14 protein-coding genes are annotated in these 22873 nt (G+C 58.5%); 7 read left to right on the top strand and 7 right to left on the bottom strand.

The annotated features are described in order from the left end of the window. Positions 1–103: 103 nt before the first annotated feature. From H663_RS33175 to H663_RS41335, 3 genes are all read right to left on the bottom strand, one after another. Complete coding sequence (locus H663_RS33175) at positions 104–1303, bottom strand: CaiB/BaiF CoA transferase family protein (RefSeq protein ID WP_053172964.1); 1200 nt, start codon at positions 1301–1303, stop codon at positions 104–106. Then, complete coding sequence (locus H663_RS33170; RefSeq protein WP_205872725.1) at positions 1300–1467, bottom strand: hypothetical protein; 168 nt, start codon at positions 1465–1467, stop codon at positions 1300–1302. The genes H663_RS33175 and H663_RS33170 overlap by 4 nt, the downstream gene beginning before the upstream one ends. Positions 1468–1926: 459 nt before the next feature. Next, positions 1927–2259 carry a hypothetical protein gene (locus H663_RS41335; RefSeq protein WP_133240023.1) on the bottom strand — a complete coding sequence of 111 codons (333 nt, stop codon included), beginning with the start codon at positions 2257–2259 and terminating at the stop codon, positions 1927–1929. Between the two features lie 177 nt (positions 2260–2436). On the opposite strand from H663_RS41335, the gene H663_RS33155 reads away from it, so the two are divergent. The 4 genes from H663_RS33155 to H663_RS33140 are packed head-to-tail and all read left to right on the top strand — an operon-like array spanning position 2437 to position 6801. Beyond that, a complete protein-coding gene (locus H663_RS33155) occupies positions 2437–3558 on the top strand; it encodes a hypothetical protein (RefSeq protein WP_133240022.1) in 1122 nt (373 codons plus the stop codon). Then, a complete protein-coding gene (locus tag H663_RS33150) occupies positions 3559–4680 on the top strand; it encodes a hypothetical protein (protein ID WP_133240021.1) in 1122 nt (373 codons plus the stop codon). An 18-nt stretch (positions 4681–4698) separates the two neighbouring features. Then, positions 4699–5328: a hypothetical protein gene (locus tag H663_RS33145; RefSeq protein WP_053172953.1), complete on the top strand. Its 630-nt coding sequence runs from the start codon at positions 4699–4701 to the stop codon at positions 5326–5328. A gap of 57 nt (positions 5329–5385) precedes the next feature. Further along, entirely contained in the window at positions 5386–6801 is a 1416-nt protein-coding gene (locus H663_RS33140) for a CsgG/HfaB family protein (RefSeq protein WP_053172951.1), read from the top strand. Between the two features lie 78 nt (positions 6802–6879). Here H663_RS33140 and H663_RS33135 read toward each other — a convergent pair whose 3' ends face one another. After that, positions 6880–7128, bottom strand: coding sequence for a DUF3297 family protein (locus tag H663_RS33135; protein ID WP_053172949.1), 249 nt, complete (start codon positions 7126–7128; stop codon positions 6880–6882). A 174-nt stretch (positions 7129–7302) separates the two neighbouring features. On the opposite strand from H663_RS33135, the gene H663_RS33130 reads away from it, so the two are divergent. Next, positions 7303–8556 (top strand): Hsp70 family protein, encoded by a 1254-nt coding sequence (locus H663_RS33130; protein ID WP_053172947.1) that lies wholly within the window; start codon positions 7303–7305, stop codon positions 8554–8556. 393 nt (positions 8557–8949) lie between these two features. Here H663_RS33130 and H663_RS33125 read toward each other — a convergent pair whose 3' ends face one another. Next, entirely contained in the window at positions 8950–10998 is a 2049-nt protein-coding gene (locus H663_RS33125) for a sensor histidine kinase (RefSeq protein ID WP_083451185.1), read from the bottom strand. 183 nt (positions 10999–11181) lie between these two features. Then, complete coding sequence (locus H663_RS33120; RefSeq protein ID WP_053172945.1) at positions 11182–15630, bottom strand: YhdP family protein; 4449 nt, start codon at positions 15628–15630, stop codon at positions 11182–11184. A 32-nt stretch (positions 15631–15662) separates the two neighbouring features. Between H663_RS33120 and glnE the strand changes: the two genes are divergently transcribed. Next, on the top strand, positions 15663–18401 hold the full coding sequence (gene glnE, locus H663_RS33115) for a bifunctional [glutamate--ammonia ligase]-adenylyl-L-tyrosine phosphorylase/[glutamate--ammonia-ligase] adenylyltransferase (protein ID WP_053172943.1): 2739 nt from the start codon (positions 15663–15665) through the stop codon (positions 18399–18401). Positions 18402–18624: 223 nt separating this feature from the next. Here the strand turns inward: glnE and H663_RS33110 are convergent, their stop codons facing one another. Beyond that, positions 18625–21585, bottom strand: coding sequence for a TonB-dependent receptor (locus H663_RS33110; protein WP_083451184.1), 2961 nt, complete (start codon positions 21583–21585; stop codon positions 18625–18627). Between the two features lie 171 nt (positions 21586–21756). On the opposite strand from H663_RS33110, the gene H663_RS33105 reads away from it, so the two are divergent. Then, positions 21757–22872 (top strand): efflux RND transporter periplasmic adaptor subunit, encoded by a 1116-nt coding sequence (locus tag H663_RS33105; RefSeq protein ID WP_240620528.1) that lies wholly within the window; start codon positions 21757–21759, stop codon positions 22870–22872. The last annotated feature ends 1 nt before the right edge of the window (position 22873 follow it).

Raw genomic sequence — 22873 nt, 5'->3', positions numbered from 1 at the left:
CTTGCCCCGCGTGCTGCGCGCGAGGTGAATACCGAAAATCAAAACCTGGATGGACATACGGCGATTGTGAGGGGCAACGAGGGGATTAGCAAGAAAACAAGTTTCAAGCTACTGCTTTCAGAGTACGCAGTTCATCAATTTCTGCAGCACTCAGGCCCAGGCCCTGCAGCAGCTCGTCGGTGTTTTCACCTTGATGGGGTGGTTGGCGACGTACCCCCAAACGCTGGCCATCCATGGTGAAAGGCAGCAAGGCGGCAGGGGCGCTTTGCCCGGCTTTGGCACCATCGGTCAGGCGCACATCTGCCAAGCCTCCGGTGGCTTGCAGGTGCGGGTCGTCAAACAGTTCTTCAGGCTTGACGATGGGCGCAAAGGGCAGACCGGCTTGTTCAAAAATGGCTGTGAGCTCGGCCGCCGTGAAGGCCTCCAGACGACGACGCAGTTCGGGGATCAGCTCGGCGCGCAAAGACACGCGGGCGTTGTTGTCAAAGTAGCGCGCATCGGCTTTCAGGTCTGCAAAGCCGAGCACGTCACAGAAAGTGGCCCACTGCGCATCGCTCACCGCTGCCAAAAAGATTTGCTCGCCGTGTTTGACCGTGAACACGTCATACACCGCCCAGGCCGAGATGCGGTTGGGCATGGGCTCGGCCGCCTTGCCGGTGATGGCGTACTGCAGCATGTGCTGGCCCACCAAAAACACATTGTTCTCAAACAAGGCCGACTGGATTTCTTGCCCGCGCCCGGTGATGCCGCGCTGGATGAGTGCGCCCAGCACGCCAATCGCACCAAACATGCCGCCCATGATGTCGTTCACGCTGGTGCCTGCACGCAGCGGATCGCCCGGACGCCCGGTCATGTAGGCCAGGCCCCCCATCATCTGCACGACTTCGTCGAGCGCTGTGCGGTGGTCATACGGCCCCGGCAAAAAGCCCTTGAGGCTGGCGTAAATCAGCTTGGGGTTGCTGGCCGACAAGCTGGCGTAGTCCAGGCCGTACTTGGCCATGGAGCCGGGCTTGAAGTTCTCGGCCACCACATCGGCTGTGGCACACAAGCGGCGAGCCACCTCGGCGCCTTCGGGTGACTGCAGGTTGAGTTGGATGCTCTTTTTGTTGCGGTTGAACATGGGGAAAAAACCCGCGCCCGAGCCCAGCAAATGCCGTGTGCGGTCACCCTCGATGGGCTCGACCTTGATGACCTCGGCCCCCATGTCGGCCAGCACCATGCCGCAGGTGGGGCCCATGACCATGTGGGTGAACTCGACGACGCGCAGGCCTTCGAGGGGGAGTTTTTTGTCGGAATTGTTCATGCCATTACTTCTGGTGCGCGCAGTTTCTTGGGCAAACCCGCCTGCGCGATCGTGCCGAGCAGACATTCGCCTGCGAGCCAGCGCGCCAATCGGTCGCGCAAAGCCTTGAGCTTATCGAAATCGATGCCGAGGTCGAAAAGCGCATGGCATTGCGCATTTTGCATGTCTATGGATGCGGCCCTTTGAAGTCTGAAGCAAAGATCGAGCGATTGGATTATTGGGAAAGCGGTTCGGAAAGTTTGGGTGCCCCCGCCTGGGCGACGGGTGTTGGACTGAGAGGGTGGATCGCGGCGAAGGCGCCGCTCATACAGATGACGGGCCGTGCAAACTTCATGGGGCCGGATCAATCGGGGAGGGGCTGTGCCCACTGATGCTCGAGTTCGTTGACCGCTGCAGCGCTGATCAGGGTGAGCGCCATCAGGCGCAATGCTCAGTGCCACTCAGGTTCGGGCCAAGTCTGGCTGGCCAGGCTGCCGACTGTGGTGACGATCGCGCAGGCGTGGCACATGCTGACTTTTGGAGGATATGCCGTGACCCCTGCACGCAGCCTGAGATGACAGCGGATCGCCAGGCAGGGCGCAGTCTCAATAAAGGGGGGCCAAACAGCTTGCCAAATCAAGACCTCATTGGGCCGTGCAAGTTGCGCCTATGCGAAGTTCTTCCGCATCAAATTTGCCCGATGGGCTGGAGACATAGCCCTTGCCCGCCAGGCAACGAATGACCGAGCTGCAGGTCGGGATCACGGGTGCGTTGTTGTACTGGTTCATGCGTGAAGTCTCGCGTTGGCAGGCATTGCTGGCGTTGACGAAATCATGCACAGCAGTCCCCCCAGGTCCATCAAACCTGTCTTGTATAGAGGTGATGGCCACCGGAACAGGAAGGGGCGGGGCGGTTTGGCAGCCGCTCAAAGTTGCGACAAGGAGTGTGAATGTGGTCAGGGCTCTGGAGTCAAACATGGGTGAATCTTTCGGGTTCTTAAGAATTCAAATTGATGCAGAAACAATAAAATTGTAAACATAAGGTGTTACACTATTGTAGCTCTTTGTTATTCAAAATTTATAAAAATGCATATTTTTAGAATCATAAAAAAAACCTTCATTGGCTTTTTAATAATTGTTTGTGCAAAAGCCATCATGGCTCAAAATTCAGGACAGGAAATGCTGATCGCAGGATTCGCATACGCTGGAGATCACGCCAATAAAGAAGATCGTTTTCACTATACAAGTTATCTTGAAAAAGAATTCAAAAAATCCAATATATCCATTTCAACAGAGATTGTAAAAAGATTAAAAAATATTGAAGGTAAAAACTTCAATATTGTAACTGGCAGAACATTTTCAACAAAAAATGAAGACTCGCCTTTGAATGCTGTCCTGGTAATGACAGCTGAAACGGTACTCGTAGAAAACTATGGTGATTACTGGAAAATATTTGTTAATCTTCGCGGTGACGCCTTGTTATTTGATTACAAGGGGAAAAAAATAATCAAAACATATCCATTGAATCTGGCAATCTTTGATGCCGTAGAAGGGCAACAGCAACCTTCTAATTTAAAAATATTAAATTTAATCAGGGAAAATATATACACATCGAAAAAAGAAGGACTGATATCACAGTTTGTGGACAAGATTTCAAATGCAATTTTAGATAAAAAAACCGACAAGATCTTCCAGATTGGAAATATCACGATCAAGCCTGAGGCTATGGATAAATTCCCAGCAGAAATCAGAAGCAATGATTCAGCAGTCAAAGACATCGTGGCTGATGCACTGGCCAGCGAATTGTCTGGCCAAACCAGCATTTCTTTGATGCCTGCCAAATTTAACAGCGTCGTTGGGGTGATGACCATGCAGCTGGAAGATACAGGCGAGCAAATCGAATTGAAAATTGGTGATGGTGACTATATTTTCAATGTTGAAGTCAATAAATTGGCCAAGGCCAAGCAGCAGCAAACAAATTCTGAAGTTTCATATATTTATGGTGTTAATGCGTCAATTCAGGTGATTGAGCCATTCAGCAAGACAGTTTTCCTGGAGTCGGTTTTTAGAAACGGCGCAGTATCCATCAGCCCAATAAACAAGATCACGCAGGATGACTATCCTGCATATTACGATGTCATCAATGGTCTGTTCAAGAAATTCTCGATTGCATTAAAAAGTCGAGATTACAAATGGGTCAATGTGGCCACTGGATCAGAAAAAACATCGGAACAAATGAAAAAAGTCAGCAATCTGTTGGATGGAAAAGGAAATTAAATGAAAAAATTTATACTTTTAATGGCGGCAGTTATGCTGTCATTCAGCGTGAATGCGCAATATGTGAATTTGAAAGGTGGTGCAAGCATCAAATTTCAAACCACACTCACGGGAGACGATAAAGAGCGAGCCATCACGGCCGCTTCCATGAATGCGATTGAGCGCTATTTTTCCGAAAAAGGCGAAGCGCAAGATCAAGTGTTCGAAAGCAGTCGTGAAAAAATAGAAAAAGCACTCGAAAGACTGGTTCAAAACACAGCCGTTTTATCCGAACAGGTGATGCAGGATACAAAACGATACCAAGTGACTGTCAGGGTGGAGCTGAATGAAGCCAGATTGAAAAATTTGGTGAAACAAGGCACTGCAGCAACCATGTCAGGAGAGGGTGAGAAATCCAATATTGTTTATTTGTTCACGGCCCGTCAAGCCAACAGCGTCAAGCAATTTGATGACCGTGTGGTCAGAATCAATCAGGTGAGTGTTCAACGTGAAGTGAATGCGAACTCGAAAGTCAGCGGAACCGAAGGCGAAAAAATTTCGGGAAATCAAGTGTCCACCAACACTGGTAAATCAGTGAATGCACGAATGGATGGAAACGCCACAGTAAAGAGGGAAAGTGGTGGCAGTGTGACCAGTAAATCAGATGAAATTGGTTACCAGGTTTTGCCAATGGGGGGTTATAAACCTGCTGTGACGTCCATCTTCACGCAATCTGGATTTGTCGCTCTGGATTCTGATTTTGTGTTGACTGAAGCCGATATCAAAAGCATCAATGCAGATTATGCAAATGGTAATGACATTTCCCCAACAACATTGAGAAATGTGTTCAAGACACTCAAAGCATCACAAGAAAAAATCAAGTTTTTGGTGATTGCAACCATAGATGTGGGTTTGGGTTCGGTAGATGGAAGTTCTGGCATGAGGCGTATTGGTGTGGAAGTCTCTGGCCGTGTTTTAGGTGTTGAGGGGAATATTCCACGCGAGATTGCGTCGGTGCCTCCCGTTCAACAAGCAAGTTTGGGTGTTGATGATGGTGCCGCCAGAACTGCAGCACTCAAAAAAGGCGCTGAGGTAGCAAGTCGAGAGATCATTGCCCAGCTGAACAACAATGGAATCAAGTGATTAAAAAAGGGAAATCAGATGTTTAAGAAAGTCATTGCATTCGCATTTGCAGCCACATTTTCGTTGGTGTCGAATGCTCAACTGGGTGGACTCGGTGGATTGGGCGGCCTGTTGGGTGGTGGGGGTGGTGGCTCTGGCCCAGCACCAGATAAATTGTTGGCTGAATATTTCGTGGGCACAGCAGCGATCTTGAATGCAAATTCGAAAATCCTGACAGCTTTGGGTATGAAAGAAGCGGCTGATGCAGCTGCTTCAAACGCCGCCAACATGAAAACAGGTGCCACCACAGACGCAATCAAAGAGGCTGAGAAAGTACAAACTGAAAGCTCCAAACTGATTCAGGAAAAATTAGCAGACAAGAATTTGAAATTGGACGATGCGGCCAAAAAACAAATGGGTGATGGCTATTTGAGTTTGGCCGCAGGCTCTTTGGCCTATATCGTGTTCATCAAGGATGTGAAGGAATTCAAACCCAGCGTGACTTCGATCGGTGCTTCGGCTTTGGCTCTGGCTGCCATCGTTCCTCGTGTTCCCGAAGACACCAAGAACTTGCTGGCCACCTACAAAGCGGTTGCAGCCTATGCCAAGGAAAACAAAATTCCGGCACCTAGCGAAGATCCAACCAAATCATTGGCTGGTCTTGTTTAATCAAAAAAAAGCAGGAGAGAGTGCCAGTGACGGCACTCTTTTTTTATGAAAAATTGGATGTCATGGGTCATCTTGTCGGTGGTCTTGGTCGCGTGCGGTGACAAAAAACAAGAGGAGGTCAAAGTCGACAGCGACAAACCGAATCTGACAAATACCCCTGATGTGGGAAAAGTCGAACAAGTGGAAGTCAAAACCACGGGCACAGGCTTGACACCCTCAGCTGCAGTGAGTGAGGCCTTGAAATCGGCCGTCATGCAGGTGAATGGCACTGCGGTGGATGCATCGTCGGCCAGCGTCAACATTTCTGCCAAAGCCACAGCACAACTGGACGTGCAGAGCAAAAATGGCTCGGATTCTGTCAAGGCCACTGAAGTGCTGAACAGTCAAGCGTTTGCTGAGTCGGTGGTGACGCAATCGAATGGCGTGGTCTCGACATTCAAGGTTGACAAATTGACGCCTCCTAAGAGCAATGGCGGCGTGTATGTGGTGGACATCACCGCAAAAATTGCCAAATTCAAAGCACCTGTCGATGCTGCAAAAGTCAAGATTGTTGTGGCACCGATCAAATCAACGCAGCAAAGCTTCAACATTGGCGGGCGAAACGTACCCGCCCATGAAGTGCTGGAGCCGATTCGGCAGCAAATCATCGAGTCACTGACCAAAACAGGGCGTTTCACGGTGCTCGATCGCGACTTTAACAGCGAGATCGAGAGTGAATTGATGATGATCGGTAGCGGTCAAACCCATCAGAATGATTTGGCCAAACTGAACCAAGCGCTCAGCGCAGACGTGATTTGGGTGGGGGCAGTGAACGCCTTGTCGTATGACAGGATGGCTCGTCAGCTGAAAACATCTGACAGGGAATTGGTCAGTTATTCTGGCAGCTGGTCCATCACGCAACGCTTGGTGAATTTGACTACCCGTCAAGTGATGCTGTCTGACACCTTCAAAGGAGATTTCCCGAGCGTATCACCCACGACATTGGGGGCTTCCATCAATGAAAAAACATCGGTCGCCAATGTGCAATCCGAAGTGGTCAAGAAGGCCACAGAGTCCATCATGCAAAAAACCTTTCCGATTTCGGTGGTGAGCATGGACGGTGAGTCGGTGGTCCTGAGCCAAGGGGAAGGGGCAGTGGTGGAGGGCGGTCAGTACAAGTTGGTCAAGCTGGGCAAGGAACTGAAAGATCCGCAAACCGGTCAATCATTGGGCAACATGGAGACGGAGTGTTGCCATGTGATCGTTACTCGGGTCACTGAAAAAATGTCATACGGTCAGCTCACCAGCGTCAAGGTGAAACTCGATGGCGTTGAGCCAGGTGTCTTGCAGGTCAGGGGCAAGGTGCATGCCAAGCCTGCAGATCCAAGTCAGCATGCCGCCGTCTCAAGCGACAAACCCAAAGCCAGGCCGAGTGCGCCTGCTGAAAAAACCAGTGCACCAGCGGCTGAAAAGCCTAAAGATAAAGACTGGTGATGCCTCGCTGGGGCGGGTCCTTAGCGTCCTGCTCCAGCTGTATTGGATCGCCTGCAGCTGATGCAGGTTCTGAACACCTCAGCGGTAAAACGCTTCGACCTGCCCCTTGAGCTTGATCAGCAGCGGCTGGCCTTTGCGGTCCAGCGTTTTGCCTGCGGGCACTTTGACCCAGCCTTCGCTGATGCAGTATTCCTCGACGTCGGTGCGGTCTTTGCCGTTGAAGCGGATGCCGATGTCGTGCTCGAACACGGCGCGGTTGTGAAAAGGGCTGCGCGCGTCAATGGACAGGTGATCGGGCAATTCGGGGCGCTGGGTGGCTTCGGTCATGGGGAATGAGGGTGGAATAGAAATGAGTCCTGATTTTCCACCATTTACTCCGCTGCCACGGCGGGCCGTGTGCCTTGAGGTGGCACAATCGCCGGTCCTCAAAATGCAGGGCGTCCGCTGGGCGTTGCTGCATTCCGCTTTGCAGCACCGGCCCGTGCTTCGTTTGTTTTGCTCATGACCCCCACGTTTTCCGGCACGCTCGGCATTGATTTCGGCACCTCCAACTCGGCCATCGCCTGGGCCAACCCGCAGGACAAGGCCCGTCTGATTCCATTGGAAGGCCAGGCCCTGGCCATGCCCACCGCCGTGTTTTACAACGCCGAAGAGGGCAGCACGCACTTCGGGCGCGAGGCCATTGGCCACTATCTGGAGGGCACCGAGGGCCGCTTGATGCGTTCGCTCAAAAGCCTGCTGGGCAGCCCTTTGCTGCAAGAGACCACGCTCATCAACCACCAGCACATCAGCTTCCAGGACATCATCGGCACTTTTTTGACGGCGCTGCGTGAACGCGCCACCGGGGCGCTGGGCTTTGCGCCCACCCAGGTGGTCATGGGCAGGCCTGTGCACTTTGTGGACGATGACGCTGAGCGCGACGCACAGGCCGAAGCCTCGCTGCGCCAGGCGGCGCAAGCCGTGGGTTTTGAAAACGTGTCGTTTCAGCTGGAGCCGATTGCCGCAGCCCTGGATTACGAACGACGCTTGACCCAAGACAGCACCGTGCTGGTGGTGGACTTAGGGGGAGGCACGTCTGACTTCACCGTGGTGCGACTGGGGCCTGAGCGCATGCACCAGGCCGACCGCAGCGCCGACATTTTGGCCACCACAGGTGTGCACATTGGCGGCACCGATTACGACCAGAAGCTGAGCCTGGAGCAGGTCATGCCCTTGCTGGGTTACCGGCACATCGGCCCCGGGCTGCGCGAAGTGCCCAGCGGGGTGTTTTTTGACCTGTCGACCTGGCACCTGATCCACTGGCAATACCAACCCAAGGCCATCGCCCATGCCAAAACCCTGCGCAGCAATTACACCGACCTGCGTCTGCACGAGCGCCTGATGCAGGTGCTGAGCGAGCGGCACGGGCATCACATCGCGCATGAGGTCGAGCAGGCCAAAATTCGCGGCTCTATGTCAGATGCCGACACGGCCATTGACCTGAGCTGCCTGGCGCGTGATTTGCAAGCGCCCCTGGGCGTGGCCGACATGCAAGCCCATCTGGCCCCCTTGCTGGCACGCACCGTGGCGTGTGCGCGTGACTGTGTGGCGCGTGCCGGTTTGCAAGTGCAGCAGATCGACGCCATCTACTTGACCGGCGGGTCTTCGGCGCTGCGCACCTTTCAACGTGCCTTGCAAAGCGAATTTGCGGGCGTACCGCTGGTGGAAGGCGATCTGTTTGGCGGCGTGGCCTCCGGCCTGGCTTACAGCCGCTGAGCGGCAAGGGCAAGGGCGGGGGCGGGGGGTCTGCGCGTCGGGCGCCTGCACAAAATGGCACCAGATGCCTGTCGCGCAGGTCGGTGGTCGAAGACTCCGACGGGGGCCTGTGCAGAAACCAAAAATGTCGGACTCTGCGAGTGCCGACCTGCGAAGTCCCATCTTTTGTAGGTCGGCACTCGCAGAGTCCGACGTTGTATGCAGGCCAGTAGCCTCGTTGCGGAGCACATTGGCTCGCATGCCGTTATCGGGGTCTTTGACCACCGACCTACAAGGCGGCATTTGCCTTCGCACCATAACATCTCGTAGGTCGGCACTCGCAGAGTCCGACGTTGGCCTGCGAGAGGACATGGCTCACACCCATTTCAAACTTCAACGTACTGGATCAAGAATTTACGGGGCGACCACTGGCAGGGTGAATCTGAAGACGGTGCCTTTGGGTTGCTGGGCTTCAAATTCGAGGTGACCGCCGTGCTGTTCGACCACCGTGCGGCACAGGCTCAGGCCCAGGCCCATGCCTTCGGCTTTGGTCGTGAAAAACGGGGTGAACAGCTGCGTGGCCACGTCTGCATCAATACCGGTGCCCACATCGGTCACGGCAAATTCGACCCAGCTTTTCTGGGCATTCGAATGTGTGCGTTTGGCCTGCACCACCAGTACCCGCTCGGGGCAATCGGGGTGGTCCATGGCTTGCATGCCGTTGCGCGCCAGGTTCAGCAGCACCTGCTCGACCATGGTGCGGTCGCACCACAAGGCGGGCAGTTTGGGCTCCACGCGTGTCAGCACCCGCACTTGCAGCTTGCGCGCTTGCAGGTTGACCAAGGGTGCAATCGCGTCCAGCAAGGCTTGCGGGGCCACAGCTTCGCGGGCCTGATCGCGGCGGCGCACGAAGTCGTGCACGCTGTTGATCACGCGCCCCGCCCGGCCTGCCTGCTCGGCAATGCGGCGCAGCGCCATGTGCACGTCTTCCAGGGTTTGCGGCTGTGCACCGGGGTCGCGCAGCAGGTTGAGCGAGCCGTTGGCATAGCTGGCAATGGCCGCCAGCGGCTGGTTCAGCTCGTGGCTCAGCAGAGAGGCCATCTCGCCCACGGTGGCCAGGCGGGCGGTGGCCTGCAGGCGTTCCTGGCTGGCGCGTGAAAGTTCTTCCACCCGGCGCTGCTCGCTGATGTCGATGACCGCGCCCATCCAGCCGGTCTGCTCGCCTTGCACGCTGATGAGCGGTGCCTCGATGATCAGCACTGGAAAGTGCGTGCCGTCCTGGCGCATGAACACCGACTCGAAGCCTTCACGCGGCGGTGCATTGCCCGCCAGCCGGATGGCCTGGCGCTGCTGGTATTCGTCCACCATCTCGGGGGGCCAATAGGGCATGGGCGCGTTGCGGCCCAGCAAGTCTTCGGCTTCCCAGCCCACCATCTGGCAAAACGCCGGATTCACATAGGTGATGCGCCCTTGCTGGTCACGCGCGCGCAGGCCGGTGACCAGCGAATCCTCCATGGCTTTGCGAAAAGCCAGGGCCTCGGCCAGGTCGCGCTCGGCCTTCAGACGCCGGCGCGAGTCCTTGACCAGCAGCACCATCACCGTGATCAGCGCAATCGACATGCCCGTCACCAGCGCGGTGAGCACGTTGGGAAACAGGTCCGGCTCGGCGCGCCGCCCGTCCATGCGCAGCACCAGGGTGTGGCCCGGCAAATCCAGCAGTTGCTGGGTGGTGAACATGCGCAAACCCCGGCGTTGTGCACCGGTGATGGCCAGCCGTGTGCCATCGGGCTCGACAAACGACACCTCGTTGCGCCGCCCGAAAGCGGTCCCCACGCGTTCAGCCAACAGCTCTTGCAGACCGTAGGTGACCACCGTGAAGCCCACCAATTGGCCCAGTTGCACTTGTGGCAAGCACAGCTCCATCACTTCCATGCCCAGTCCGTCGGACTGGGGCAGGTAATAGGTGTTCGAATAGGAAGGGCCATTGAAACGCTGCGCCCGCTGGCAGGCCTGCAGCGCGTCGTTGGCGACCTCACTGCGCGGCGTGCGTTCAAAAGCCGGTGCGCGCAGCGGCGAATCGGCGTGGGCCAGCAACTGCCAGCGTGGGTCGCGCCATTCCACCCGCAGCCAATCGCGGTTTTCACGCAACAGGCCCAGCGCCGAAGGCAACCACGCGCTCAACGCATAAGGCTCCGATTGCAGGGCCTGCAGCGCCTGCACATGGCGCGACAGACTGCTGCGCAAATCACTCACCGCATCGGCACCGTCGCGTTCCAGCTCGGCCTGCACCTGGCTGGTCTCATAGCGCCCGGCCAGCCACACCAGGGTCACCAGCACGGCAATCACCAGGGCAATCAGCGCCGCCCACAAAGAGCGCCGCCTCAAGCTCCAAGGCGATGCGCTGTCAGTGGCGGTCCAGGACGCCAGAGCGCTGCGCAGAAGATGGCCCAGCCTGTCACGCATGGCTGCGATCCGGTGAGGGTCGAAGGTCGTGCCCAGCGTCAAGGTTTGTCATACAGGTGTGTGATCTGTAAGAGGGTGTTCTGTAGGCGCTTGCCCTGCAAGCGAAACGCCTGCGGACTGCAGGCGCAATATGGCCAGCTGGGCGGGCTCCTGAAAGACAAGAAAAATCGAGCACCCGGTGCTTCATGGCGTGCGCGGTGTGGAGGTGGGGGGGGGCACGGGCGTTTCCAGGCGCGTGACGCGGGGCTCGGCCCAGCTGCCGTCGATCAGGAATTCCTGCGTGTTGGCGCGGGTCAGCGGGGTTTGCAAAAACAGCTGCGCCAAATACGAGGTCAGGCCCACCACCGGGTTGACCGCAATGCCTGCCACCAAAGACGCCGTGCCCGCATCCAGCTCGGGCAGGATCAGCACATGCAGTTTTTGCGTTTCGTGGGCGATGTCGGCCAGGCCTTCGAGCTGCACCACCGCGTTGACGCCCTTGATTTGCAGGTTTCGGGTGTGCGCGATGCCTTGCAAAATGCGCACGTCACCTTGCACCGAATCGAAGGCAAAGCCCTCGGAAAACACGTCCCGAAAATCCAGCAACAAGCGCCGGGGCAAAGCCTGCAAGCTCAGCACGCCCAGCAGCTTGGCCGCGCCCGCGTCGGCCTTGAGGAACTGGCCGCGCCCCATCTTGATGGCGAATTGCCCGTTCATGCTGGGGTAATGCGGCGCCAGGGGAGAACCTTGCCAGCCGATGCGGCCTTCGAGCTGGCCGCTGCCCCCGCGCAAGGCCTCGGGGGTGCCCAGGCGCGTGAGCAGGGCACCCGCGTTGTTCACGTCCAGGTGGAAATTCATCTCGGTTTGGCGAGCGCTTTTGCCGTCGGCCGCTGTGAGCCATTTACCGGAACTGCGCAGCGTGGCCTCGGGCACGCTCAGGTTGAATTTGTTGAGCTGCCATTCGCGCACCGATTCGGGCTGCAATTTGCTGCGCGTGCGGGTGGGGGCGCTGTTGACGGCTTCAATCTCCACGCGGCCGAGTTTTTTGCCGCGCAATTCCAGCTGTTCGACCACGATGTCCAGCGCAGGCAGGTTGACGGGCGGGGATTCCAGCAAGGATTCCACGTCGACCACGCTGGAGGGCGGCAGGTTCAGCCGAGCCAACCGCGCATACAACTGGCCGGGCTGTTCTTCGGTGGCCTGGCGATAGGTCAAATGCCCGCTCAGTTCGCGGGCGTCTAGGTTGACCCGCCAGGTCAGGTTCTCGCGTGTGGCCCCGGCCACGACCTGGTGCAAGCTGCGCCCATCGGCCGTGAGCGTGCCCGCTTGCAGTGTGATGCGGGTGGGCACATAACTTTGCATGTCAGCGGGCAGGGCGGGGGGTACGGTGGGAGGAGCGGTGGCGCTTGACCCCGCAGAAGGGACAGACGCCACAGTCGCACTGCTTGGACTTCTTGCCCCGGCCCACAGCGCTTGCCACTCGTCCACCGACAACTTGTCCAGTGCCACTGTGGCCAAGACGCCCGCATCGGGCAGGGCCTGGGCCAGGGTTTGGGCCAGGGTTTGGGATGAGGCCGGAGCCGGGGCTGTCGCCTGCGCCGGTGCGGCCGTGGTGCCCAAGCTCAAGCTGCCGCGCAAGACCACCGGAGCCGGGCCCGACAGGTCGCGCAGGTAATGGACCGAAGCGATACGCCCCAGCTCCAGCTGGATTTGGTCGCGCAGCTGGCCCCCTTGGCCCACCCCTTGGCCCAGCACCTGGGTGCGCAGCGACAGCGGCAAGCTGCTGGCGGCTGTCTTGCCCAGCGGCGTGGGCAGCTTCAGCGCCAGACCCTCGAGCGTGCTGTGCAGCGAAACCTCGGGTTGGCCGTGACGCCAGCCCAGCGTGACGTTGTAACTGGTGCTGCCGCTGGCGTGTTGGGCCAGCAGGCCCGCCAAGGGCATCTCCTTGGCTTCGCGCAGGCCCTCGGCGCTGATTTGGCCCTGCAGGCGCAGCAGCACGGCAGGCTCACCGGTGTTGTCGGCCACCGGGCGCATGCCGCCTTCAATGCGCACCGGCCCGCCCAAAAGCCGTGCTTGCACGCCTTGCAGGGTAAAGCCGCTTTCGGAAAACTGCAGCGTGCCCTGTGCCTTGCCGAGCAGGGGTGTGGTGGGCATCAGGCGCACATCGTTGCCTGCCAGTTGCACGCTGCCTTGCACCTTGCTGGTGGCCAGGTCATGCAGTGGAAGGCTGAGTTTCAGACGGGTTTGCAGCGTGCCTGTTGCCTGTGCCTCGTGCAGCACGCCGCCCAGCAGGCGATCCAGCGGCGACTGTTGCACCGCCGCCAGCATCGGGGTCGCCGGGCCTTTGCTGTCCAGGGACACATTCACCGTGGCGTTGTGCAACAGGTCAGCGATCTCGGCTTGCCCCCCGCTCAGCACGGGCGCTGCGCGGCCTTCGCCAAAGCGTGCTGACGCATCGGACAGCTTGAGCCCCAGGCGGTCAAACACCAGCTGGCCACTGAGGCCTGTCAGGCGCGGCCAGGGCAAGCTTTTGGGCGGGACGGAAGCGGGGGTGAAGGCCGCAGGCACATAGTCAAAATCGACATCGCGCAGCCGCCCGGCAATACGGAACTCGCCGTCTTTGGCGTTGGCAAAGGGCAGGCGCGACACATCGCCCTTGATCTTGACCTGCACGTTGTTGTAGCTGCCCTTGAGCAGCGCATCGCGCACATAGTGGCGCACCTGCACAGGCAGCATGGTGGGCAAATAGCGGTGGGCACGGGCTGCATGGATTTGCGTGAACTGGCCTTGCAAATCCAGCACGCCTGCGCCTTGCTCCGGGGCCGGCCCTGGGGCTTGTTTTTGCTTGGGTACATGGGCGGGTCCTGGCATTTTGAGCTGGGGGGCACTGTGCCACTGGCCATGCCATTGGCCTTGCAGGTCGGCATTGGCAAATTTGAGCTGCCACTGCGGCACGTCCCAGCGCGCGTTCAATCGTTTCCAGGTGGCGTCGGCTTTCAGGCTGCGCACAGGCACCTCGGCCTCTTCGAGCACGCCGGGCAGAAACAGGGCCGAGCCCTCACCCATGTTCAGCTGCACACGACCACCTGCTTCGCTCAGGTCCAGCTTGACTTGTGCGCCGCGCAGACCTGGCCAGGCTGGCAGTGGTGCCGTGGCTGTGGTGGGGCTGGTCGCTGCGGTTGATGCGGAAGTGGAAGCTGGTTGAGCTGGCCCGCTCAAGGCACCTTGGGCATGCCCAGAGCCATGGGTCATATCCAATGCCCCTGGCGGCAGGTGCAGGCGGTTCAGGCTGGCTTGAGCGCTGTAGGTGCTGGGCGCTTGCCAGTCGCCCTGCCAGCGCAGTTGCAAGGCGGCCAATTCGCCACTGATCTCGTGCTGGGCCAGGGATGTGGCCAACACCTCGGGCAAGGGCAGGTGCAGGGCCACCTCACGCAGGGCCTGCAAGTCCAGATGGTCGGCCTGCAAACGGCCCCGTGCCGGGGTGCTGCCTTGGGGGTAGCTGTAGGCCAGGGCCATGTTGCCACCCGGCCAGGCCAGGTCGTGCGCGCTGATGTGTGAACTGGCCAAGGCCAGGTCGCGGGTGGACACCTCAAAACCGCTGGCGCTCAGCCGTCCGGCCACGCGCCCTGAAAGGTGCTCAAACACCAAGGGGCTGCGCGCCACGGGGGGTGGGGCGGGCACTGGCGCTTGTAGATGTGTCGCTGCTTGCGCCTGCACGTTCACCTGCAAATCCGTCAGGTTCACATCGGCTGTGCCCCCGGTCCATTGGCCCAGCGCCACATCGCTCCACAGTCGCACAGCCCCTTGTCCACTGAGGATCTGCAGACCCTGGGGCAGGGCGCGCTGCAGTTGTGGGCCCAGTTGCTGCTGCAATTGGGGCAAATCGACGTGCGAAAAATAGGCATACACCTGGCCCGACCAGTCAGCCATGCGTCCGGGGTGGGTCGACAAAATGCCGCGCCGCATGTGGGCCATGGCCACAAAGCGCGCGCCCCAGGCCTCGGGCGGCGTGGCGTCCAGGCGCAGATCGTGGTGCCGACTCGAATTGCGCAGCACCAGGTCCAGCTCGCGCAGGGCCAGGGTTTGGGCGGCGGTCTGTGGCAAGGATGGGGATCTTGCGGCCAGCTCATCGGTCCAGTGCACCGTGCCGCCGCGCACGATCACCTCGCGCTGCGCAAACAGCCAATCGGCGCTTTGGCTGTCGCCTTGTGGGCTGAGCTGGAGTTCCAGCCCGGCCACCTGCCAATGGCCCTGGGCCGTGCGACGCACCTCCAGTTCGGGTCTGTCCAGCACCAGTTGCTCCAGGCTCAGGCTCAGCACCGAGCGCACGCTGATGGCCACCAACACCCGGGGCAGGCGCAAGGCGGTGCGCCCCTGCGTGTCCAGCAGCTCAATCTCGCGCAACTCAAAAGAAGGGGCCCAGCCGGTCGATTCGGCCGTCAACTGACCGATGCGCACCGGTACCCCGATGCTTTGCCCGGCCAAGCGTTCCAGGGCGGGGCGGTACTCGCTGATTCGCGGCACAATCCAAAAATGCAGCACCCCCCAGGCCATGCCCAGCAGCAGACCCAGGCTCAGCAAACCCCATCCCACAGCCCGCCCACAGCGGGCCAGCACAGCGCTCAAACGGGGAAATCGGGTCGAAGACAGCACAAATTTTTTAAATCAGAAAGTCAGCAGGAATTATGACCGGCAGTCCAACCCCAGGCAGTGACCCATCGCGCCTTGGTGCATTCCCCGATTCAGGGGCCTCGTATTCCCGCTTTGTGCAGCGACTGCAACGCCGTTATGCCGACTGGCTGGCCCTGTTGCCCCCGGGCCAACCCAGCCGTGACAGCCTGTACGCCGCCTTCAAGACGCTGAGCGACAAGGGCCTGGACACCAGCGCCTCCTTGCGGGTGCTGCGCCAGCTCACGCTGGAGCGGTTGATTGGCCTGGACTGCAACCATCGCCCGAGTTTGGACGTGGTCACCCACAGCATGACGTGGCTGGCCGAAGTCACCCTTGACATCGCCTGGCAACACGTCATGACCGACCTGGACGCCCTGCATGGCGTGCCCACCAAGCCCGATGGCCAGCGCGCCGAGATGTGGATCATCGGCATGGGCAAGTTGGGCGCCCGCGAACTGAATGTGTCCAGCGACATCGACCTGATCTACGTCTATGACGAAGACGGCGAAACCACAGGCAACAGCGAAGGCCGCCACAAAGTCTCGTGCCAGGAATACTTCAGCCGCGCCGTCAAACGCATGTACACCCTGATTGGCGACACCACCGAGCACGGCTTTGTGTTCCGCGTCGACCTGGCCCTGCGCCCCAATGGCAACTCCGGCCCCAGCGTGGTTTCGCTGGATGCGCTGGAAAACTACTTGCTCATCCAAGGCCGCGAATGGGAACGCTTTGCCTGGATGAAAAGCCGCGTCATCGCCCCGCGCAGCGCGGTGGTCAACGGCTCGGCCCAGGCCCTGCGGGCCGTGGTGCTGCCCTTTGTGTTTCGCCGCTACCTCGACTACAACGTCTTTGAATCGCTGCGCACCTTGCACCAGCAAATCCGCGACCACGCGTCCAAACGCAGCGCGGGCCACCCCGAACGCGCCAACGACGTGAAGCTGTCGCGTGGCGGCATCCGCGAAATTGAATTCACCGTGCAGCTGCTGCAAGTCGTGCGCGGCGGGCAGTTTCCCGAACTGCGCACCCGCCCCACGTTGGACGCCCTGCAACGCGTGGCCAAAGCTGGCCTCATGCCCCAGGCCACGGCCGACGCCTTGAGCGCGGCTTATGTGTTTTTGCGCCAGGTCGAACACCGCATCCAGTACCTGGACGACCAGCAAACCCACATCTTGCCCACCGCCGATGCCGACCTGGCCTGGATCGCCCAGACCCTGGGCCACGCCAACACCTGCGAGTTTTTGAGTGCCCTGGACGCCCACCGCGAAGTGGTGGCCCAAGAATTTGACATCCTGCTGGGCGGTGACCGGGAGTGCAAAGGCTGCAACGGCAAAAACGGCCAGCGCGAACCCGCTGAGCTGGACGGCATTGCCGGTGTGTTCACCGGCCGTATTGGCGAGCGCCTGGCCCAATGGCCGGGCAACCCCCGCGTGCAAGCTTTGCGCGACGACGCCCGGGGCCGCCTGATGCGCCTGCTGCAACGCACCGCCCAGTGGCTGCAAGACGGCCGCGTCAGCGAAGAAGCCGTGCTGCGCATGGTCGACTGGATCGAACCCCTGCTGCGCCGCGAAAGCTACCTGGCCCTCATGCTCGAGCGCCCCTCGGTGCACGAACGCCTGCTGCGCCTGCTGGGCGCGGCCAAGTGGCCGGCCCGCTACCTGCTGCAACACCCCGGCGTGATCGACGAGCTGGCCGGCGGCAACCTGTTTGACAGCCGCTTTGATGCCGCCGAATTTGAAGGCGAATTGCAAGCCCGCCTGACGGCCCTGCAACGCACCGGCGAAGACGACGAAGAAAGCCTGCTCAATTTGCTTCGCCGTGCCCACCACGCCGAGCAGTTTCGAACGCTAGCGCGGGACGTGGAAGGCGTGCTCACCGTCGAACAAGTGGCCGACGACCTGAGCGCCCTGGCCGACGCCGTGCTGCGCGTGACCGCCCGCTGGTGTTGGGACCGCCTGAAAAACCGCCACCGCGAAGAACCGGCCATTGCCATCATTGGCTACGGCAAGCTGGGCGGCAAAGAGCTGGGCTACGGCAGCGACCTGGACATCGTGTTTGTGTATGACGACGAAGATAAACGCGCCCAGGAAATCTATGCCGCTTACGTGCGCAAAATGATCAACTGGATGACGGTGAAAACCGCCGACGGCGATGTCTACGAAATCGACACCGCCTTGCGCCCCAACGGCAACTCAGGCCTGCTGGTCACCCGCTTTGAAGCCTATGCCGACTACCAGCAGCAGCGCGGCAGCAACACCGCCTGGACCTGGGAACACCAGGCCATGACCCGCGCCCGTTTTGTCATGGGCCTGCAAAGCCTGGCCCCCCGCTTTGACGCCGTGCGCCACGCCGTCATCAGCGCCCCACGCGACGCCGCCAGCCTGAAGGCTGAAATCGTCGCCATGCGTGAACGCGTGCGCCAGGGCCACCCGGTCAAAGCCGACTTTTTCGACGTCAAACACAGCCCTGGCGGCATGGTGGACGCCGAGTTTGCCGTGCAATACCTGGTGCTGCTGCACACCGCCGCTCACCCCGAGCTGGCCGACAACGTGGGCAACATTGCTTTGCTGATCCGCGCAGAAGCCGCAGGCTTGCTGCCTGCTGGCGTGGGCCAGGCCGCTGCCAACGCCTACCGAGAAATGCGCCGCCTGCAACACCGCGCCCGCCTGAACGAAGAGCCCACCCAGGTTGACCCCGACAACCTGGCAGCGGAACGCGACGCGGTGCTGGCGCTGTGGGCGTCGGTCATGGGCTGAGTTGTTTTCCTGTCGGCGCTTGCATTGGCAGCGACCTCACCGTCATTGCATATGGCCCACAGTCATTGCGCCTTCCCCACCGTCATGGAGGCAAGCGCGGCAATCCAGTGAATGCGGCAAGGGGCCAATGCCCGATCAGCACTTGGTCTTGGTCGGCTTACAAATTGTATGCGGCCTTGAGTTCTGGAAGGTTGTAGGTTTTATGGCGAATGTCGGTCAAGAGTCAGAATCTTGCTGTCATGCCCAATTGCAGCGTGCGGCCCCAGAGGTTGGCGTAGCGCGTATTGGCGCCGAACACCTGTATCGATGAGGATGCAAAGGTTTGAGGTGCATCCTGATCGAAAACGTTTCGCACGCCCAGATGGAGCGATACATTGCGTTGAATCGCCCATGAGGCAAAGGCATCCAGAGTCGTGAATGAACGAACTGGTTTGCCACCAACCAATTCTTTTGTGCCTGTGGCAACGTCCGTGGCCAACACACTCGCGTCTAAATAGCCAGAAACGTGCTGGAGCACCAAAGTAGTGCTCCAGGCACCATTGGTCAAACCGCCTGTGATTCGCGCTTGTACACGGGGCGTTACTGTTCCCGTTGCGGCATTAAAGCGACCTATGTCGGAGCTTTGTTCTGATGTCGCGTCGGCTTGGTCGTTGGATCGGAGCATATAAGTTGCTTTTGCAGAGAGATTAAAACGTCCCCAATCGGTGGGTTGACGCCATTGAATTTCCATGTCCAGACCTGATTTTTCGGAGCGACCCACGTTAACTTGCTTCGTATAAAGGGCCAGATCACCGGTCGTATAGCCTTGACTGGCCATACTTTGAGGCATCAACATGTAGTTGCTTGCGTAGCGCAATGGGTCACCCAAGATGGCAGCTTCCGAGATAAAACGGATGGTGTCATTGATGCGAACACGCCATAAATCCAAAGCCAAACGTAAATTGGCATGAGGCACAAAGGCCAAGCCTAAACTTTCTTGCTTTGAAGTCTCCGGGCGCAATTGTGAATTTCCATTGCCGAAAACCACTGGATTCATGGAAAAACACTGTCCACTTGCGCCAGTTTCTGTCTTGAGATTTGCGGCTATTTTTTGTTGCTCGGAATTGCAAGCAAGTTGAACATCGGCTTGTGCAAAACTGAATGGATTAGCCGTTTCATTCACCTGTGCCAGTGATGGTGCCCTGAATCCGGTGCCTACTGATCCACGGACCGCCCATTGTGGTGTGATGGCCCAGCGTGTCGATAGCTTTCCGTTGTTTGTCGTTCCAACGTCACTGTATTTATCGGACCGTAATGCGCCATTGATTTCAAAATCTGCTGTCACTGGAATTTGCAGTTCTGCGTAGGCCGCATAGATGTTTCGACTCGTCTTGAAACTTGGTTGCTGAAACAGCGTCTCATTGTTCAGCTGTTCGTAATTTAAAAACTCCTTTCGTCCATCTAGACCAACGCCTAACAGCACATCCTTGCCGTCAATTTCGCCCAGAGCTCTAGAAGCCCGAAGTTCCATGGCATGAAGATCAGAGCGACCACGGTTGAGTGCTTTGTAATCTCCTCGAAATGCAAAGAGTTCATCACGTAATGGGTTGCCTGCCGTCAGGGGTTGGAGTACTTCAGGTCGTGTCCATTTACCCCAAGCCCCTAGACCCAGACTGTCATAAAACAAGCCCGATGGAGCTTGGTTCAGTATTGTGGCTTTGTTCTGGGCCAAATACGCGGATGATTGATAGCTCCAGTCATTCCATTCCCCTTTGATGCCGACAGACACACGTCCATTTTCAATGTCGTGACGTTCACGTATTGGCGGTAAATTCGGACGCCACAACAGCAAGGTATTGGCAGGGTCCAAGCCAGCTGCTTGCGCTGCTTTGTAACCTGGGCTTCCGACAGGTTGACCATAATCACTCCAGCTTGCAGACCAAAACTGCGCTCCAATGGATGATTGTTGTTGACCATAAAGTAAGTCGGCAAATACCGTTGCATTTTGCAAGGCCCATTGCCCCCGAGCGTGTAAACGCTTGCTGTCTTCTTCAGGGTAGATGCCCAAGTCTGCATATGCTGTTTGGGCGCAGGCTGGTTGGCCTGTGAGTTTTAACGTGTTAGCAATGCATTGGCCATCCTGATAAAACACATTGCTGCGGCGCATGGGGCTCGTCGGTGTTGCCCTTTGTTGAAGCATGGCCGGGGAGGTGTAATTGGTCCTGAATGGACCATCGGCTACCCAGGTTTTTCCATCTTGTTCGAACGTATAGCGGCCTGGGCTCGCGTAGGCGCGATCAGCGCCGCTCAATTCATTTTTTTGTGCAAGTTCTGCTGTCACTAAAAAACTATAGCCGTCGCGTCGAACCTCACCCGCGCCCCATGACAGGCTGGTGTTGTAGCTTTGCCCAACGCCACCCTTGGGCATGGTTTTATCGGCGGTGATTTCAAATCCACGGCGTTCCTGCCGCAAGATGATGTTGACTACCCCTGCGATGGCATCAGTGCCGTAAAGTGATGATGCGCCGTCGGTCAGTATTTCAATGCGATCCAAGTCGGCCATGGGTAGGGTGTTCAGATCTACTGAAGAGCGCTCGGGTCCGACCATGGTCGGTCTTCCAAATGGTGCCACACGTAGACCATTGACCAATACCAAGGTCCCATTGGGCAATCCGTGGATAGACGCGGCTGAATAATTGCCGACGATTTGCGTCAATTGACCAGATTCCACCATCTGCCCCATCTCGGGCAATTTCTGCAGAACCTCTGCCACCGTGCGCAAGCCACTGCGAAACAACTCCTCGCGTGTATAAACTTGCACCGGCAGCGCCTGTGTTTGCGCCTTACGCACAATCGATGATCCTGTGATCTCCACCTTGTCAAACTGCCTGTACTCCAGCGGCGATTCCACGACTTGCACAGGCGGATAGCTTGTTCCTGTGCTTGTTTGTGCGTGCAGAGATGGACTCAGCGACAGCAAGGAGAGCCAAACACAAGGGGTAGAAATCAGCTGGGGATGCGGCATGTCAATGTTCCTGTGCGATGGGAAGATAAATTTCATCAATAAGACATCAATTAGCCATTTTGAACGATAAAAAAGAATTACATAAATTGGGTGTATTGAACGTTCATCCTGAACCGGTGGAATGCCAGCAAGGAACCGCTCACGCCAAGCGATGAGCATGTTTGTAACCGTGGAGACCATGGGGCCAAGGGCATTGCAGTGCCAACTGTCATCGACGCCGCCAATGAGCGGCCAACATCCAATATTGTCGGATACGTCGAAGGATGTGCTTTGCTGAACATTGGGCTTTGATACCCTTGGATTTTGTGCGCCCCGATAAACTCACGCCCATCTTGGGTCTGTGAGTCAATCATGAAAAAAACTGTGTGGATGGTCTGTTTGTTGGGGGGTGTTTGGGGTGCAGCTTGGGCTGCCGATGAAAAAGGCAAGGCCACGCCGCCCCCCAAACCCAGTCTGACCGTCACCGTGACCACCCCCCAAACGGCCAGCCTGGCGCAAAAAATCAGCGCCAATGGCAACCTGGCCGCCTGGCAGGAAGCCATCGTTGGGGCCGAGGCCAATGGCCTGAAGATCACCGAGGTGCGGGTGAACGTGGGCGACCGGGTGCAGCGCGGTGACGTGCTGGCGGTGTTGCAGGCCGACAGCTTGCGTGCCGAGCTGGCGCAGGCCGAAGGCGCTTTGGCCGAAGCCACGGCCAGCAGCCAAGAGGCCAAATCACAAGCCGATCGCGCCCGCAGCCTGCAGCAGCAAGGCTTTTTCAGCAATGCGCAGCTGAGCCAGGCGCTGGCCGCCGAGGCCTCTTCTGTGGCCCGCGTGCAGTCCGCCCGCGCCATGGTGCAGCTGCAAAACGTGCGCTTGGCGCAAACCCAGGTGCGTGCGCCCGATGCGGGTGTGATCTCGGCGCGGCAAGCCACGGTGGGCAGCGTGGTGGGTGCGGGCACGGAGTTGTTTCGCTTGATTCGCCAGGGCCGCATCGAGTGGCGGGCTGAAGTGACGGCTGCCGAAATTGGCCGCATCCAGGTGGGTGCGCCCGTGCAAATCAAAGCCGCCAGTGGCCAGCTGCTGCAAGGCAAGGTGCGCATGGTGGCTCCGTCGGTCGATGCGCAAACCCGAAACGCACTGGTCTATGTCGACTTGCCCGCGCAAACCGGCAGCGCCCGCGCAGGCATGTACGCCCAAGGCGAGATCGCGCTGGGCCAAAGCCAGGCGCTCACCGTGCCGCAAGCGGCGGTGGTGGTGCGCGATGGCTTCAGTTATGTGTACACCGTGGGGGCCGACCAAAAGGTCAGCCAGCTCAAGGTGCAAACCGGACGCCAAAGCGCAGGACGCGTCGAGGTGGTCAGTGGCCTCAAAGCCGATGCCCGCGTGGTGGCCAGTGGCGGTGCATTCCTGAATCATGGCGACACGGTGCGCGTGGTGGATGCGCCAGCCGCTCAAGCCGCGCCAGCTGCCCCCGCCACCAAGTAAA

The sequence above is a fragment of the Limnohabitans planktonicus II-D5 genome (assembly GCF_001270065.2).
Taxonomy (GTDB): Bacteria; Pseudomonadota; Gammaproteobacteria; order Burkholderiales; family Burkholderiaceae_C; genus Limnohabitans_A; species Limnohabitans_A planktonicus.
This window is presented reverse-complemented; position numbering and strand designations above follow the sequence as displayed.

What these genes read in the sequence shown, in the direction of transcription:
- H663_RS41335 (WP_133240023.1), bottom strand. Translation starts at nt 2,259, where the DNA reads ATGTTTGACTCCAGAGCCCTGACCACATTCACACTCCTTGTCGCAACT.
- H663_RS33135 (WP_053172949.1), bottom strand. Translation starts at nt 7,128, where the DNA reads ATGACCGAAGCCACCCAGCGCCCCGAATTGCCCGATCACCTGTCCATT.
- H663_RS33130 (WP_053172947.1), top strand. Translation starts at nt 7,303, where the DNA reads ATGACCCCCACGTTTTCCGGCACGCTCGGCATTGATTTCGGCACCTCC.
- H663_RS33105 (WP_240620528.1), top strand. Translation starts at nt 21,757, where the DNA reads ATGAAAAAAACTGTGTGGATGGTCTGTTTGTTGGGGGGTGTTTGGGGT.
- H663_RS33125 (WP_083451185.1), bottom strand. Translation starts at nt 10,998, where the DNA reads ATGCGTGACAGGCTGGGCCATCTTCTGCGCAGCGCTCTGGCGTCCTGG.
- H663_RS33110 (WP_083451184.1), bottom strand. Translation starts at nt 21,585, where the DNA reads ATGGTCTCCACGGTTACAAACATGCTCATCGCTTGGCGTGAGCGGTTC.
- H663_RS33140 (WP_053172951.1), top strand. Translation starts at nt 5,386, where the DNA reads ATGTCATGGGTCATCTTGTCGGTGGTCTTGGTCGCGTGCGGTGACAAA.
- H663_RS33150 (WP_133240021.1), top strand. Translation starts at nt 3,559, where the DNA reads ATGAAAAAATTTATACTTTTAATGGCGGCAGTTATGCTGTCATTCAGC.
- H663_RS33175 (WP_053172964.1), bottom strand. Translation starts at nt 1,303, where the DNA reads ATGAACAATTCCGACAAAAAACTCCCCCTCGAAGGCCTGCGCGTCGTC.
- H663_RS33145 (WP_053172953.1), top strand. Translation starts at nt 4,699, where the DNA reads ATGTTTAAGAAAGTCATTGCATTCGCATTTGCAGCCACATTTTCGTTG.
- H663_RS33155 (WP_133240022.1), top strand. Translation starts at nt 2,437, where the DNA reads ATGGCTCAAAATTCAGGACAGGAAATGCTGATCGCAGGATTCGCATAC.
- glnE (WP_053172943.1), top strand. Translation starts at nt 15,663, where the DNA reads ATGACCGGCAGTCCAACCCCAGGCAGTGACCCATCGCGCCTTGGTGCA.
- H663_RS33170 (WP_205872725.1), bottom strand. Translation starts at nt 1,467, where the DNA reads ATGCAAAATGCGCAATGCCATGCGCTTTTCGACCTCGGCATCGATTTC.